The following is a 15,285-nucleotide window of genomic DNA, read 5'->3' on the forward strand; positions in this document are numbered from 1 at the left end:
CTTGTGTATTTATCCTTTTTCAGTGTATCAGGGAATAGATGACCGTTTGCAGATGTTATCGTTTTGTCATTGAAATGATAGGCTAGTGTTGTATTGTGTTATTTTGTGTAAAACAGCTCAGGGAGAGTGTAAATAGAGGAGAAAGACCAACGTTCCTTAACTTCATACCGTGATAAAAAGCCCCCAGCGTGTTTGGAGTGACACAGTTAAATAAGACTCAATAAAACACCTAGGCTGCCATTACTCTGAATTCAATTGGAGTTTGGCAGTTTAGTTTTTTAAATGGTCGACAATAATTGTAGTAATACATGTACGTTTCTACTTTTTCACGTACTGTATGGTTATCTAACTTCCCTCGATCTAGAGGGTTGAATTCTTCCGATTTTAATATGGAGTGGAAGGATTCGATGACGGCATTATCAAAGCAGTTTCCCCGCCGGGACATGCTTGTGATAATGCCTCTTTTTTTAGTCTCTTCCTGAAATTCATAAGACGTGTACTGTGACCCTTGATCACTATTAAGGATCACTTCATACACATCACGTCCTTCGCAAGCTTTCTTCAACGTATCCAATACTAATGATTTCTCTTGATTGTCACTAATGGAATAAGCGAGAATTTCATTATTGTACAAGTCCATAATCGTTGATAAATATAACATCTTCTCTCCATAAGGAAGGTAGGTAATATCTGTCACCCACTTTTCATTAGGTTTAGTAGCATCAAAATTTCGTTCTAAATAATTGGGTACAACAATCTTGCTTTCCCCGGCAATATAAGACTGTCTCTTCGGTTTCACACGACATTGAACATGATATTTCTGCATAATTCTTTGAACCGTGTTTCGATTCACCTTTATTTGATGTTCTTTACGTAAAAGATCTCGGACCATACGGTGACCTATTCGAAACTTTAAACCTTCACAAGTCTCAATGATCTTTTTCTCTAACACCGTTGGTCCCCATTCCTTTCCCCGCCAACGATAATAGGTGGCTTTAGCTACACCGAAACACTCGCAAATAGCTTTGATCTTGTACTTATGCTTAAAAGCTTCTACGACTTGGATGAATACTTCTGGAACCACTTCCTTTCGATTTCCTGATATTTTCCCAACAATTCCTCTCTCATTTCATAATAAGCAACTTTCTTCTTCAACAACGTAACTTCATTCTCATCTTTCGGACCTAACCCATTCGAATATTGTTTTCCTATAGGTTGAGCGAAACGGTGGTTCTCCCCGTTTCTAAACCATTTCATCCAAGTTTTAATTTGAGACTTATTCTTAATTCCAAACATATCCATCAACTCCTGGTTTGAATGGTTTCCCTCTAACTTTAATTGAACAACTTTCTTCTTAACTTCTTTTGGATAATGAATTTTTTTACCCATAAGAAAAACACCTCCAAGTGTAAGTAGTATTACAACTTTGAAGGTGTTTTATTAAGTCTCATTTTATTAGGTCACTCTAGTTTGCTGGGGGCTTTTAACGTTCATTATTTCGATTTCTTCTTCAAATCAACTTTTTTGGCTTCATCCTGGAAGGTCTTTAACAAGGAGAAGCAGATCAGAATCATGATAAAGGTGAACGGGAAAGCAGCAATAATGGCTGCTGTCTGAAGGGCACCTAAACCACCCTGCCACAATAATACAGCGGCAGCACCGGCTTGGATGATCCCCCATGTGAATTTCACCTGGTTTCTAGGATTCAAGCTGCCGTTTGTCGTCTGCATACCTAGAACGAATGTAGCCGAATCGGCAGATGTTACGAAGAACGTACTGATCAGTAGCAGTCCGATGACAGACATGATCGCACCCATCGGGATGTTTTCCATCATGGAGAACAAGGCTACTTCTGTTCCTAATTCACTGACATCAGAATAAATGTCAACACCGTCGAAATACTCAAGAGATATGGCAGTTCCACCGAACACGGAGAACCATAGGGCACCGAATATAGTCGGCACGAGAAGGACACCGAGAATAAACTCACGGATTGTACGGCCACGGGAGACGCGGGCGATAAATGTCCCTACGAATGGAGCCCAGGAAATCCACCATGCCCAGTAGAAAATCGTCCATCCCTGTACCCAGGAATTGTCTTCAGCAAATGGTGTCAGACGGAAGCTCATGTAAGGAAGATCACGTACATAAGACCCGAATGTCGTTGTGAAATAATCCATGATGAAGTTGGTTGGACCGGCAAACAGCATGAATACCATCAAAACGATCGCAAGAACTACGTTCGTATTACTCAAATATTTGATTCCCTTGTTCAGTCCAGTCATTGCTGAAACCATAAACAACACGGTTACGACCGCAATAATTACTAATTGCAGCGTGAATGTATCTTCCAACCCGTCTATAGTGAAAGCAAGTCCACTAGAGATTTGCAGGGCACCAAGACCAAGGGAAGTGGCAACACCGAAAATCGTTGCAAAGACAGCGATGAAATCGATCAGCGTACCTAGAGGGCCTTTGACCCTTTTCTCACCAAGTACAGGCGTAAGAGCGGCACTGATGACCCCTGGTGCATCTTTTCTGAACTTGAAGTAAGCAAGTGCAAGAGCCAACACAGCGTAGATCGCCCACGGGTGAAGACCCCAGTGGAAGAACGTATACTTCATAGCTGACTGAGCGGCTTCCTCACTCATGGATTCCTGACCTGGAATTGGCGGCGTGTGGAAGTGGGACAATGGTTCTGCTGCGCCCCAGAAGACAAGTCCGATTCCCATACCTGCACTGAAGAGCATAGCAAACCAAGTGATGTAAGGGTACTCCGGTTCGTCATCCGGTTTCCCGAGCTTCAATTTTCCATATTTAGAGAAAACCAAGAAGATAGCAAAAATTAAGAATCCAGTAGCTGACAATAAGTAGAACCATCCGAATTTATCGGTTAGGAAACCTTGAATGGTTGAAGTTACATTAGATAAGTTCCAAGTTGGTAATGTCGATTCAGGGATGATTCCCCATGCAATGAATAAAAGTGCAACGACAACTGAAATGTAGAATACTTTCGTTACTTGTTTCATTACTGACTTCCCTCCTAAGTATGATTTTGTTTTACCGCTAACACTGATCGGGCAAATAGCATTTTTTCACCAGCTGCTCCTGTTTTTTTGACAAATTTTGCAATTCTTCCAACACGTCGTGAAAACATAGCAACTCATAGATCAGGATCGTCTGCGGCGGTAGATGGTGCCTGTAACCGGTCTGCTTAATGACATGGTCCTCTTTCCATTTCCAAAAGGCATCATCCAGTTTATTCACCATCTCAAATTGAGTTTCATTGATGGTATGCGTAGGGTCACTCAATACATTGGAGAATTCCTCTGTTAGGGCCAGCAGAAGCTCTTTTTCCTCATCCGTATAATCTGAGGATTTCGTCTGGACATACTGCAGGTTCCCGAGATGATAGGCGATTTGTTGGAAAGCTGCCAGTTTCCGCTGGGAAAGCTGGAAAGCGACCATCTCTTCCTGCGAGTGGCGATGGTACTTCCACTCTTCCCGTTGATATTGAGAGAGTTGATGCGTTTTTTCAAGATGTGCTGTCAATTGCCGGTAAGACCTCTGAATAGCACGAGTTTTCTCTTTAGAATCTGCCATACCCTCAAGAATTATTCGTTTTAAAAGCAGACCAGCATGATTATACAAACCGTTAATGTTTTTGTAAATCATAGGCGAATAATTCGGTGGCAAAAGGAAAAAATTCACAAAAGTTGAGATGATGATCCCAATGGAGGTTGTACCCAACCTCGTGAGAAATGAAACCACATATTGATCTTGGAAATCTGGAATCATGGCTGTAGCCGTTATGGTAGCGACCAGAATTCCATCATCCAGTTTCAACTTATGACAAACGGCGATCGTCACCATGGCTACGAGTGCAAAGGTCAAAGCTCCTTTGCCCAACAGCCCATAGAACGTTGTAGCAAGCAAAGCCCCGATGGCTGAAGCTGGGAAACGGACGGCTGCTTTTTTTATCGAATCTGCAGCCGTGTGTTCAATCGTAACGATGGCTGTGATGACCGCAAAAATGATGGGTAAATTAAAAAAACCGCAAATCAATGCAGTCAAAAAGACAGAAATCCCCGTTTTTAGAGTCCGGCCACCTAAAAATTTGAATTTTTTCAAAGAATGTAGCATTTTAATCACCCATATGTAGAAAGTCATGAGACCACGATAAAACATTATATAATATTTTACCCGAAAACGATAGATAAAATGTAGAATAATCTTTTATAATGAAGAAAGTGGAAATACATAACAGTGGAGGGGTCATCTTGAAAAAATGGACATTTCTATGGATTATTCTCATTGGTCTGCTTTCAGCTTGCGGAGGAGCAGACAGTGAAGAAGTAGAGAACAATAACGCAGAAGAGGTCGAGAGTGAGCAGACAGACGATGTGAAGGATGAGCAGGACAAAGAAGGAGAGGATGTTGAGGAACAGGAAAAAACAGAGACTGTAACACCTGAAGAATCAGAAGAGGCAGCAAAAAATTTGGATCCTCAATATGAATTAACGGCTAATTGGTCTTTCCAGCCAATTGCAGATGCGAATCCAAAAGTCGCGCTCATTACGATTGACGATGCTCCAGATCAGCATGGAGTGGAAATGGCAAAAACCTTAAAAGAAAAAGAAGCACCAGCCATCTTTTTTGTTAATGCCCATTTTATTGATACGCCGGAGGAACAAGAACGTTTGAAAGAAATTCATGATATGGGCTTTCCCATCGGGAATCATACACAGTCACATGCAGATTTAACAAGTATCAGTGAAGATGAGCAGCGAGAAGAAATCGTAGGATTAAATGATAAGATCGAAGAAATTATTGGTGAACGCCCCGTCTTCTTCCGAGCACCATTCGGACAAAACACCGACTATTCCAGGCAGCTGGCTGAAGAAGAAGGGATGCTCGTTATGAATTGGACTTACGGCTATGATTGGGAAAGTGATTATCAGAATGCTGACGCATTGGCAGATATAATGGTAAACACACCCTTATTAAATAACGGGGCGAACTTACTTATGCATGATCGCGAATGGACCAATGATGCATTGGGTTCGATTGTCGATGGGCTGCGAGATAAAGGGTATGAACTATTGGACCCAGCTTTGATTCAAACGCCCTGACATAAAAAATCACTCCTTAAAGGGGTGATTTTTTTGTACTGAAAAAGAAAAGAAGGTCATACCCTAGTAGGAAGGTAATTTATTAGTATGACATAATTTTAAAAAAGTTATACTTTTGGGCTTGATTTTTGGATTGTGCCATATTAGAATAAAATTACGTTGAAAACGATTACAAAACAGGGAGTGGATGTAGATGGGTACAATCGTATGTCAAGACTGTCAAAAGGTAATTGAGCACTACGAAAATGAGAAGGTTTCTACTCTTTACAGCACGTGTCCTACATGCAATAAACCGAAAGATAAATAAATAGAACGCTCTGTTAAACGGGGGCATCCTTCCTGTGAAGGAAGCATAAAGAAAAAGAACCAGGTCAATGACCTGGTTCTTTTTTTTGGGGTGAGGATTTCCGGTCCGAGGAAATCCTCACGCGCCAATAGAGGAGAGACTCGCAAAAAATGAAGCCCGGACAAGGCTTCTTTTTATTTGAATGCACGTTGTTCACGTATGACTTGAATCGTTTCTAGTGTATCATCTTCCGGGCCCTGAACAGGGAGACCGGCTTCGACGTTATCGTGTATATAATCAATGTTTTCCTGTGTGATGATCTCTCCTGGTATGAAAATAGGGATGCCAGGAGGATATACCATCACGAATTCGGCGCTGATCCTTCCGACCGCTTCATTCAGCATAATCGTTTCTGTCGATGAGTAGAAGGCTTCTCTCGGAGAAAGAGCGAGTACCGGAATATCGGGAACCTTTACTCGAATGTTTGCTTTTTCTTGTCTGTCTGTGTGCTCTTCGGAAAGTTTCTCTAAAGCTGTGATCAGCTTATCGATATCTTCTTCCCGATCGCCAGGGGTGACGATACATAAAATGTTATACAAATCAGATAGTTCCACTTCGATGTTTGCTTGTTCTCTTAACCAAACTTCCACGTCATATCCGGACAAACCCAGTTTTTTAACGGAAATGATCAATTTTGTCGGGTCGAAATCCACAGTGGCATCACTCGTTAAGATTTCGCTTCCGGGGCAGTAGATGCAAGGAACGTCATTCAATCTTCGTCTGGCCTGGTCGGCAAGAAGGAGCGTTCTTTCCATTAATTCTCTACCATGGATGGCCAGATGCCTGCGTGCAGCATCCAGACTAGCTAACAGAAGGTAGGAGGTGGATGTTGTGTGAAGCATAGATAATATTGCCTGAACCCTCTCATGGGAAACGAGACCTTCGCGTAAATTCAGAACGGAGCTTTGGGTCAGGGACCCTCCCAGTTTATGGACACTTGTAGCAGCCAAGTCGGCACCTGCTTCCATCGCGGAGATAGGCAGGCGCTCATGGAAATGGATATGAACTCCATGGGCTTCGTCAACGAGAACAGGAATCTCGTAGCTGTGTGCAATGTCTACGATTTTTTTCAAGTCGGCTGAAACACCAAAATAGGTTGGATTGATGACGAGCAACCCTTTGGCATCGGGATGAGCATCGCAAGCTTTTTGGACGGCATCTGATGTTATGCCGTGGGAAATGCCGAACCGGTCATCCAGCTCCGGATGGATGAACACAGGTTTCGCTCCGGAAAAAATAATCGCTGTCGTAACGGATTTATGGACATTTCTTGGTACGATGATTTTATCTCCTGGATGGCAGACACTCATGATCATCGTCATGATTGCCCCTGAAGTACCCTGTACGGAGAAAAAAGTATAATCAGCCCCAAATGCTTCTGCTGCTAAGTCCTGTGCCTGTTTGATCATCCCTTGTGGATGATGCAGGTCATCCAATGGCTCAATATTGATCAAATCGATGGAAAGGGCCTGCTCACCTATGAAGGAACGAAATTCTTCATCCATCCCTTTCCCGCCTTTATGTCCTGGAATATGGAATTGGGTCGGTTTACGGTTTCTATGTTTTTTTAACCCTGTAAACAGGGGAGTTTCTTGTTGATTCATTATGTGTTTCCACCTCTTTATTTTAGAAAAGCAAATGAATTATAGCAGGTTCACCGCTCGCTTTCTAGTCTTTTGTGTATCCTTTTTCCAATCATGCTAAAATGAAACATAGGGAGGGATTCAAGTGGAATGGAAAACTCGGATTACAGAAGCACTGGATATTACATACCCGATTATTCAAGGAGGACTTGCCCACCTCGCTTATTCAGATTTGGCAGCCGCAGTTTCTGAAGCGGGAGGTCTTGGGCAATTGACGGCCATGAGTATGGAAAACGCCGAGGAATTGAAAGAAGAGATTAGAAAAGTAAGGAGTCGGACCGCCCGCCCGTTTGGTGTGAACTTCGCGATCGGCCAGCACGGCAGACCATTTAGAGATATGGTTCAGGTGGCCGTGAATGAACAAGTCCCTGTAGTATCCGTTACAGGAGGCAACCCCGCTCCAGTCTTGGAACAATTGAAAGGGAGCGGCATTAAAACACTCGTCCTTGTTGCTGCACGGAGGCAGGCAGTGAAAGCGGAACAGCTGGGAGCTGACGCTGTTATGGTCGTTGGTCATGAAGGGGGCGGCCATCTCGGCCGGGATGACGTCGGGACCTTCGTGCTTACTCCTCAGGTCGTTGATGCTGTCAATATTCCTGTCATAGCTTCCGGAGGGATCGGCGACGGTCGAGGTTTGATGGCTGCTCTTGCTTTAGGAGCGGAAGGCGTGGAAATGGGGACACGCTTTATAGCGACGAAAGAGTGTGTCCATGCCCATCCTGCTTATTTACAAGCATTGATTCAGGCAGACGAAACTTCAACGACAGTCATAAAGAGGAGCCTGAAAGCCCCTGCGCGTGCCTTGAAAAACGATTGGACAACGCGTATTTTGGAATTGGAAGAAGCTCAAGTCGGTTATGAAGGGTTGAAAGACTATATTAATGGGCATGCGAATAAAACGTTCATTTATGAAGGACAACAGAAAAGCGGATTCGGGTGGGCTGGTCAAGTCGCATCCAGAATTACAGATGTTCCAACCGTTGACGGATTATTCAAGCGAATGATTTCTGAGGCAGAAGCCATACGCAACCGGTGGAAAGGATAAGGAGGAAAACAAATGAGTTATACGTACCCGATCGATGAAATTTATTGGTCCAAAGAAGAGATCATCGACGTCGTGAATTTTTACAGTCTGGTAGAACAGGCTTATGAAAAAGGGGTCAATCAAGATGAATTAATGCTTGCTTATACTCGATTCAAACAGATTGTGCCTTCTAAGAGTGAAGAGAAGACCCTTTGTGGACAATTTGAAAAAGAATCCGGCTATTCATGCTATCGAACAATTAAACAAGCGAAAAGCCTCAGTAAAGGTGACAAAGTGAAGATGTAAGAGCTTCACTTTCTGACACATAGGAAAGGCGCCTCTAAAGGCGCCTTTTTTTAATCTAACTGTTTAGTGAGACGGTAGAGGGGTTCTAATGTTTGGTAAGTCTCCAAGCACAGGTTCAGGAAGGCTTCGGGATCCTTCAGACGCTTGTCACCACGCTCGATGTTTCTGCCGCACAGGATTTCAGCTTTTTTTACAGTTTTTAGTCTCTCAGTCATACTGAGGAATTTGTCTTCATCGACATCGGACTGAGGAATACTGTCCGGTTTTGTATGATCAACTGACCATACATATTCATCTGGAATCTGTTTGAGAATATCATCTTTGTTCTGTTCAAGCTTATAGGCAAAGTCCTGCTTGATCGGACTTTCATAAATGACAGCGAACCAGATAAACACGTGAGATTCCCACAGACCGATTTGGAAGTGGGGGAGCTTTTTGTACCCTCGTTTATTAGAAGCGAGTGCTGCCCACGTATCGTTCGGTGGATTTGTTTTCCGACGGGCGTGTCTAGCAACGTGTACGAACATCTCATCGCCGGTCATCGCTGTAACGTCTGTTGCCAATTCTGTAGCAATGGCTTCAAGTTTGGGGGAAACCCGTTCTTTCAAAGCTTCCATTCTATTCTCTAATCCAGGAATGGAAAAAACGTCAAAGTCTTCTTGTTTGAATCCATTAAATGTAGTCATTCGATCAACTCCTCCAATTACTCGCCCCTTATTTTACCACAAGCGTTCAACCATACTAAGTGATGTGTTCGGCTGGTTTGAATCCTGTAAAAATGGGTTACATATAAGTAATCTAATTGAAACTTCTGTCGTCAAAGTCACATATATATAAAGTAAGGATTTGAAAGGGAGGGGTTAGCAGTGAAACATGTCATGGAAGCATTGCGTAAAAGAGAAGCTGAAGAGAAGCTCCCGGTAATCCGTATGGAGATTGATTACGAATTGGTGACATTGCATGACGCCATGGTCGCCGGGGATGTCGATCAGATGACTAAAACAAAAAGAAGACTCTCTGAACTTCGTAAGCAATTGATTGAATGGTCCCTATAAGAGCGAGCAACACTAAAGTTGCTCGTCTTTTTTATTTCTTTAAATGATCTAAGCTCTATTGAAGATAATGGCAGGATTGTTGAAGGCTCCGTTTCGAGAAGGTTCGGGGTTCGTTATCGTGTTGAGTGCCAGGGGTGGCTGGGAAGCTACTCACTTTCTTGTGAGGGAGTGCCGAGCTTCCTCGGGCTACGCCCTGCGGGAAAAGAGGGCTTGGTGAGACCACGCAAGGCGTAAGCCTGAGGAGGCTCACCGCGCTCCCGCGGAAAGCGAGTCATCCCCCGCAGCCCCTAACTACCACACAAGCATCTCGAGACTGAATCTTCAGGAAAAGGGAGCTTTAGTTGGACAGGGGGGCAGATTTGATGCAATGTTTGGTTGGATTTGGTACGATAAAGGTTGATACTTATAAAAGGGGTACGATGTTATGGATCAACAGAAAAAGAACGAGATTTTTGAATATGCAAAAGCTTGGGTCTTGGAAGCTGGAGAAAGAATCAGATCTAATATTGATTCACCTCGATCCATTGAAACAAAATCCAACCCAAACGACCTTGTCACAGAGATGGACCAGCAAACGGAACAATTTTTTGCCAGGAAAATCAACGAGACGTATCCAGACCACTATCTTTTGGGAGAAGAAGGGTTCGGGGATGAAATCGAAGACCTCGGGGGGACCGTCTGGATTGTCGATCCTATTGATGGGACGATGAATTTCGTCCACCAAAAGCGGAACTTCGCGATTTCAGTTGGCGTTTACTATGAAGGAGTCGGGGAAATCGGTTTAATTTACAACGTCATGGACGATGTTCTTTATTCAGCGATGCGTAACGAAGGGGCTTTTAAGAATGAGGCCAGGCTTCCTCAACTGAACGATCATCGCCCACTGGATCAATCGATTCTTGCTCTCAATACATCGTGGTTGATTCCAGAGAACCCTCATGTTGAGCACAAAGGGATGGAGGCGCTTGTGAAAAAATTGCGCAGCACCAGATCTTACGGTTCTGCAGCTTTGGAATTCGCATTCGTAGCTGAAGGAATCCTGGATGGCTATTTAACGATGACCCTCATGCCGTGGGATTATGCAGCGGGAAATGTAATTGTAAGAGAAGTGGGTGGAATCGTTACCCGTGCAGACAAAGAGGATCTCGACATGTTGAACAAAACGACAGTTCTTGCCTCCAGACCTAATATCCATGATGAAATATCTTCAGATTTTGTACAATTGAAGAAATAAAAAAAGCGGCCTTGAAAAAGGCCGCTTTCTGCATGAGTAACGAATTTCATGAGGTCTGCTGCTGTTTTCTTTTTCTTCTAAGACCCACACTCATCAATGCGAAACCTGAGAAGAAAAGGAGTCCAGCAAGCCAGAAAATCTCTTGTCCAATAGCAAATCCTACGGCAACGAAGGATAGAATGACAAGGAAGGCTAGCAGTGCTGTGTTCAAATGAAAGTTTTTCAATGGGCTCACCTCTATTCAATGTCTATTATATAGGATTTGCTGACATAATGAAAATGGTTTCACGGGTGGTAAATGCCAGGTCTTTCTAGTATGATAGAGAACAGAATAGGGTTTCCATGAGGAGGAACATCATGAAGGATATGTCCACGCTCCCTGTCCCGACGGATCTTTGGCCTGTAGCCGATTTCTTTTTCAGAGGGTTCGGGAATGAAGTGAACTTAAATGATGAAAGCGAAGTGAGCATGCTCTTTCGTTCTTTCATGCTACTATATTTGACGACGGTCATTCTTGCTATTATTACCTTTAAACTGGGGTTTGCAAGGAAGCTGCCGTTGATGAAGACCATCGTCGTTTATTCCGTACTTATCATCGGGACGTTCATATTAACATTGATCCTTGGTTTGAATTTACCGCTGCCTGAGAGTTTGGTTGTAGCAGCATTAATCTTAGGGATTTACCGGCTCAGGCTTCACCGCGAGCGCGGTTCCCGACAGCAGAATGAATCTTCTTAAAAAAACATCCCCGTCCAAGGGGATGTTTTTTTGTTGCGTTTGATTCTATAGGAGAGCAATAAATATAGACCTACCAGCCCTTTTCTATCAATATAAATAGAATATAGACAAGGACACACTCGCTAAAAGCAAGGAACTAATAGAATATTACATGCTTGATAATAGATGAGCATGGTTTGTAACCACCACTTGTCTATGGACAGGTGAATCAGGAAGGAGGAAATACTTTTGTCATCCTATGGAAAACCATGTGAAGGGTGCAATGAGTACCCTTGTAAGCACTATTCTCCGTTCTTTAAAGAAAAGTGCAGCAAAGCGAAACAAAAAGGGCCTAAGTTTGATCAGGAGTTGGAACAGCATAGTATCCAAGAAGGATCAAAACAAGGAACCGACCAAGAGCAGCTGGCTGTACAAGTGCCAATTTCAGAAGGTCCTGAACTTGACAGCAGTCAGGATCAAAGCGGCAATATCATGGGCCCGGAACAATCGAATGAACAAGAGCAGTTCACCGGTCAAATCCCAATCCAGGATGGATCAGAAATCGATAACGACCAAGAGCAGATCGTTGCTCAGGTTCCGATTCAAGAAGGTTCTACTTTGGATAACTCGCAGAATACGAGTCAAATGCCATCCCAGGAGGGTCCCGATTTATCGCAGACCCAAATGCAGGAGCAGAATCAGGAAGATGATCAGTTTCAGATCATGGGGGATCAATCCCAGGATCAGGGCAGGCAGGAGATTGAAGGCCACACCAATATGTCTCCGCTTGATAATAATCAGATGATTGATACGTCCGTAAGTGGCGTTACGGTCAATAATACGACGAATGTTAAATGCGGGTGCTCCATTGATAAGGACAAACATCATGACCGTCATAAAGGAAGATGCAATGAAGACTGCTGTGTAAAAGACATGGCGTCTCTTCTGAATAAAGTTCGTATCGCACAAAGTGGCATTGAAGATCCAACAGATCAGGGAGTAGAGATCTATCACGATGGGAACCTTCCGTTACCGAACCCGATACCAGGTCAAGTAATTACAGTAGTCAGCGATTGCGACACTGTAACTTTCCGCCCGGCGGATCCGCCAACTTCCCCAACTACTACCCTTCGCATAGAAAATATAACAGGAATCGGAGCGACGGATGACCCAGATACTGAAGAGGACATCTTTGACTTTTTACTAACCCTTGGTACTACTTGTTCTCTAGATGATGCTGATTGTAAGAAGAAGCTTTGTTGTGAAGGGGATATTTTGAATAACCTTAGAGCAGCTCAAACGTTTGGATTGGAAATTGATCTGTTTGTATCTGGTCTGGATACGGAGATCCCTGGTGTGTTCGTGTATAACATTTGTGACTGCATCGGTTATTTCGTCAATGATTTAGTTGAGCCTGGAACGATTTATGCTTTTTCAATCTGTGACATCAGCGGGTACACCTTATCTACGCCAGAATAAATAGGAAAAGGAGGAGGAATGTTGGAAAAACAAAACAATAATCATTCATACACGTACTCTTCGAACGTGTCCAATAATAATTCCGAAAAAAATGTGACCGTTAATAATGAAGAGCTGAATGAAGAAGTATCAGAAGCGGTAAAAGCGTCTATGGATGAATTGAAAGGTCAATTGATCCAGCAAAAAGAAGACTTGAAAGCGTTGTTGAAGCAAAGTATGTTAAACCAGAAAGAAATGATTAAAAAAGCTTCAAAGACGATGAGTGAGTCGATTGAACAAGCGAATATTGAAGTGAATCAGAAAATCGAGGAATCCCGTGAGGAACGGGAAGAAAATCCGGAGTGATATAAATTCCATCAGATTGACATAGAGGGGAGCAGGTGTTTCTGCTTCTTTCTATTTTTTGAAAATCTCTTCTCAAATGAAATGAGAGAGGCGGAACCTCTCTCATGTGAATTAACTCAAATGCTTCTCTTTTTTGCGTTCCCTGTTAAAACGAAAATTGCCTGTATCGAGACGCTTTTTTGTATTTTTTTCTATACGATCGTGGCAGGATTGACACATGTACGTGTGAATCCGGCGATTTCTAAGGCGCTTTGCCTGCAGGCAATAGCTGTCAATCTTTTCAATCTCATCGCAAATGACGCATTGTACACGCATCTTTTTCACCTCTATTTTCCATTCGATTACATATAGTTTAACATAGGATGAATTTTATAAATAGATGAGATTTCCATGTTTGACATCTCCAAACTCTGGGAATTGTAAAATTAGAAGTTGAGGAAAGGATGATTTTGTGAGAAAGCGTTGGATTTTTACAGCAATCGGAGCAACACTTGGAGGGACACTGGCCTATTTTCTGAAAGATGAAGACAAACGCCAGCAGGTCAAAGATAAAGCCAGATCCATTCAGGGTAGCTTAGGAAAAACGGAAGATCTGCCAGTAGAAGAAGCAGGTAAACCGGAAACAGCATCTTTAGATAATGCGGATATGGTAGCAGAAGGATCTCAGTTCGGTGTCCAATACTATAATGAATTGACAGAAAAAGAAAGAGAAATCCTTGAGAAAAGCAACAGCTAAATCCCACGAGGATTTAGCTGTTTTTCTTTGCACCTATTCTTGTTTGGATTGTTCCTTTTCTATTTTATCCAGTTCTTTTTTGTCTTTTTCCGGTACGGAATCCTGATTGGAATTCGACTGTGGTTGATCTTCCACAGACCCACTTGGCATATAGCGTCCGACAATTTGACTCAGTTCATCCGTCACTGCTTCAATGGGGTGTCCTTCCGACATCTTCTGTCCAAGGCCACGCAAACGCTCAACACCATCGGCATCGGCTATTACTGCCGCCTGTTTTCCGTAGGGATCATGCTTTAAAGCTTCAGCTACAGAATACTTTATGACACCTACACGGGAACGATCCAAGTCTTTGTCAACATCGATTCCCACGACTACATAGTTCCCGAGGACAAGGGCGGTGGCATCATGGACATCAGGAACTTGGACAGCTAATTTAGCCAGATGTCTGGCTGCTTCCTGGCTGTTCATATTTTCCTTTTCCACCGGGTCGGAATCGGTGACATATTTCAATTCAGGGTCATTCTGCCGTTCTTGAAGCAGGGACTCTTCGCCTCCGTTCTGCTGACAGGCGGCCAGGGCGATAAGTGCGGTTAACCAGATTAATCTCTTCAAAAGGAATCACCACTTTTTTTATTTATAGCCTGTGTCAGCAAGCAGATAATATACAAAAAGGACAGCTTAGTAGCTGTCCCTGCATTTATTGTAATATGATTTTTTTAATTCCTTTGATTGGTTCCGCACGGTTGGAACCGTCTTGGAAGTAGAGGTGGACAGGTCCTTTTTCTTTCAGCGGCTTACCTTCTTCTGCGAAAAGTAACAGCGAGTCTGCCAAAACATCGGCATCGATGATTTCCTCTCCGTCATCCGTAACGAGAGCCGCCGATTTAACATCAGTGGCTGGTTCGCTCGTATGTAGGAAAGGTTTCAGGGGCATGAGGAAGGTCCCTTTCAAAATCCGCTGCTTTTCATATCGGTTGATGCTTTTATTCACCGGCGGATTGATCTTCTGTTGATAAACTTCCCGGTCAAACCGGGTGGATTGACGTTTAAGTTCGTCTTCTTTTGTAGGTTCTTCAGGCGCTTCTTCGCCTTCGAATACTTCCGGGAACGTTTTTTTACGATCGTCGAAAATCCATACGGTAGGATCTAGTGTAATTGGATATTTAACATTGCCTGCTATTTGAACAATCATGGCTGTGGCCACCTTTCGATTAATAAAAAATCATCCACCCCAAATCATAGCAAAAAATGAATTCGATTTCATTAAA

19 protein-coding genes are annotated in these 15,285 nt (G+C 43.1%); 10 read left to right on the top strand and 9 right to left on the bottom strand.

The window, feature by feature from the left end:
- Window positions 1–229: 229 nt before the first annotated feature.
- From ACXADE_RS08450 to ACXADE_RS08460, 3 genes are all read right to left on the bottom strand, one after another.
- Window positions 230–1,389 (bottom strand): IS3 family transposase gene (locus ACXADE_RS08450; RefSeq protein ID WP_474980038.1). Its coding sequence is split into 2 segments (ribosomal slippage): window positions 230–1,110 and window positions 1,110–1,389, totalling 1,161 coding nucleotides; the frame shifts between segments, so codons are not numbered across the junction.
- Between the two features lie 104 nt (window positions 1,390–1,493).
- Complete coding sequence (locus ACXADE_RS08455; RefSeq protein ID WP_474980039.1) at window positions 1,494–3,029, bottom strand: glycine betaine uptake BCCT transporter; 1,536 nt, start codon at window positions 3,027–3,029, stop codon at window positions 1,494–1,496.
- Window positions 3,030–3,066: 37 nt separating this feature from the next.
- The gene (locus ACXADE_RS08460; protein ID WP_474980040.1) at window positions 3,067–4,143 is read right to left on the bottom strand and encodes an FUSC family protein; all 1,077 of its coding nucleotides are present in this window, start codon (window positions 4,141–4,143) and stop codon (window positions 3,067–3,069) included.
- A gap of 137 nt (window positions 4,144–4,280) precedes the next feature.
- Between ACXADE_RS08460 and ACXADE_RS08465 the strand changes: the two genes are divergently transcribed.
- Window positions 4,281–5,132 carry a polysaccharide deacetylase family protein gene (locus tag ACXADE_RS08465; RefSeq protein WP_474980041.1) on the top strand — a complete coding sequence of 284 codons (852 nt, stop codon included), beginning with the start codon at window positions 4,281–4,283 and terminating at the stop codon, window positions 5,130–5,132.
- 193 nt (window positions 5,133–5,325) lie between these two features.
- Complete coding sequence (locus ACXADE_RS08470; protein WP_474980042.1) at window positions 5,326–5,439, top strand: GapA-binding peptide SR1P; 114 nt, start codon at window positions 5,326–5,328, stop codon at window positions 5,437–5,439.
- A gap of 173 nt (window positions 5,440–5,612) precedes the next feature.
- Here ACXADE_RS08470 and ACXADE_RS08475 read toward each other — a convergent pair whose 3' ends face one another.
- On the bottom strand, window positions 5,613–7,082 hold the full coding sequence (locus tag ACXADE_RS08475; protein ID WP_474980043.1) for an aminotransferase class I/II-fold pyridoxal phosphate-dependent enzyme: 1,470 nt from the start codon (window positions 7,080–7,082) through the stop codon (window positions 5,613–5,615).
- Window positions 7,083–7,206: 124 nt separating this feature from the next.
- Between ACXADE_RS08475 and ACXADE_RS08480 the strand changes: the two genes are divergently transcribed.
- Both ACXADE_RS08480 and ACXADE_RS08485 read left to right on the top strand, forming a co-directional pair.
- A complete protein-coding gene (locus ACXADE_RS08480; RefSeq protein WP_474980044.1) occupies window positions 7,207–8,166 on the top strand; it encodes an NAD(P)H-dependent flavin oxidoreductase in 960 nt (319 codons plus the stop codon).
- A gap of 12 nt (window positions 8,167–8,178) precedes the next feature.
- Entirely contained in the window at window positions 8,179–8,451 is a 273-nt protein-coding gene (locus tag ACXADE_RS08485) for a UPF0223 family protein (protein WP_474980045.1), read from the top strand.
- 50 nt (window positions 8,452–8,501) lie between these two features.
- On the opposite strand, the gene ACXADE_RS08490 is transcribed toward ACXADE_RS08485, so the two are convergent.
- On the bottom strand, window positions 8,502–9,137 hold the full coding sequence (locus ACXADE_RS08490; protein ID WP_474980046.1) for a YktB family protein: 636 nt from the start codon (window positions 9,135–9,137) through the stop codon (window positions 8,502–8,504).
- Window positions 9,138–9,317: 180 nt separating this feature from the next.
- Here ACXADE_RS08490 and ACXADE_RS08495 point away from each other — a divergent pair, with 180 nt between their 5' ends.
- Both ACXADE_RS08495 and ACXADE_RS08500 read left to right on the top strand, forming a co-directional pair.
- The gene (locus tag ACXADE_RS08495) at window positions 9,318–9,506 is read left to right on the top strand and encodes a hypothetical protein (RefSeq protein ID WP_474980047.1); all 189 of its coding nucleotides are present in this window, start codon (window positions 9,318–9,320) and stop codon (window positions 9,504–9,506) included.
- 424 nt (window positions 9,507–9,930) lie between these two features.
- Window positions 9,931–10,740 carry an inositol monophosphatase family protein gene (locus ACXADE_RS08500; RefSeq protein ID WP_474980048.1) on the top strand — a complete coding sequence of 270 codons (810 nt, stop codon included), beginning with the start codon at window positions 9,931–9,933 and terminating at the stop codon, window positions 10,738–10,740.
- Between the two features lie 46 nt (window positions 10,741–10,786).
- Here ACXADE_RS08500 and ACXADE_RS08505 read toward each other — a convergent pair whose 3' ends face one another.
- Entirely contained in the window at window positions 10,787–10,966 is a 180-nt protein-coding gene (locus ACXADE_RS08505) for a DUF5325 family protein (protein ID WP_474980049.1), read from the bottom strand.
- A 131-nt stretch (window positions 10,967–11,097) separates the two neighbouring features.
- On the opposite strand from ACXADE_RS08505, the gene ACXADE_RS08510 reads away from it, so the two are divergent.
- From ACXADE_RS08510 to ACXADE_RS08520, 3 genes are all read left to right on the top strand, one after another.
- Window positions 11,098–11,478 carry a YlaH-like family protein gene (locus ACXADE_RS08510; RefSeq protein ID WP_474980050.1) on the top strand — a complete coding sequence of 127 codons (381 nt, stop codon included), beginning with the start codon at window positions 11,098–11,100 and terminating at the stop codon, window positions 11,476–11,478.
- Window positions 11,479–11,706: 228 nt separating this feature from the next.
- Complete coding sequence (locus ACXADE_RS08515; RefSeq protein WP_474980051.1) at window positions 11,707–12,936, top strand: hypothetical protein; 1,230 nt, start codon at window positions 11,707–11,709, stop codon at window positions 12,934–12,936.
- Between the two features lie 21 nt (window positions 12,937–12,957).
- Complete coding sequence (locus ACXADE_RS08520; protein WP_474980052.1) at window positions 12,958–13,281, top strand: hypothetical protein; 324 nt, start codon at window positions 12,958–12,960, stop codon at window positions 13,279–13,281.
- 111 nt (window positions 13,282–13,392) lie between these two features.
- On the opposite strand, the gene ACXADE_RS08525 is transcribed toward ACXADE_RS08520, so the two are convergent.
- Window positions 13,393–13,596, bottom strand: coding sequence for a YlaI family protein (locus ACXADE_RS08525; RefSeq protein WP_474980053.1), 204 nt, complete (start codon window positions 13,594–13,596; stop codon window positions 13,393–13,395).
- 136 nt (window positions 13,597–13,732) lie between these two features.
- Between ACXADE_RS08525 and ACXADE_RS08530 the strand changes: the two genes are divergently transcribed.
- Window positions 13,733–14,017: a hypothetical protein gene (locus tag ACXADE_RS08530; protein ID WP_474980054.1), complete on the top strand. Its 285-nt coding sequence runs from the start codon at window positions 13,733–13,735 to the stop codon at window positions 14,015–14,017.
- Window positions 14,018–14,050: 33 nt separating this feature from the next.
- Here the strand turns inward: ACXADE_RS08530 and ACXADE_RS08535 are convergent, their stop codons facing one another.
- Both ACXADE_RS08535 and ACXADE_RS08540 read right to left on the bottom strand, forming a co-directional pair.
- Window positions 14,051–14,629, bottom strand: coding sequence for a YhcN/YlaJ family sporulation lipoprotein (locus tag ACXADE_RS08535; protein ID WP_474980055.1), 579 nt, complete (start codon window positions 14,627–14,629; stop codon window positions 14,051–14,053).
- An 85-nt stretch (window positions 14,630–14,714) separates the two neighbouring features.
- Window positions 14,715–15,209, bottom strand: coding sequence for a hypothetical protein (locus ACXADE_RS08540; protein WP_474980056.1), 495 nt, complete (start codon window positions 15,207–15,209; stop codon window positions 14,715–14,717).
- Window positions 15,210–15,285 lie beyond the last annotated feature (76 nt).

This window comes from Halobacillus sp. ABR2_026, assembly GCF_056158545.1.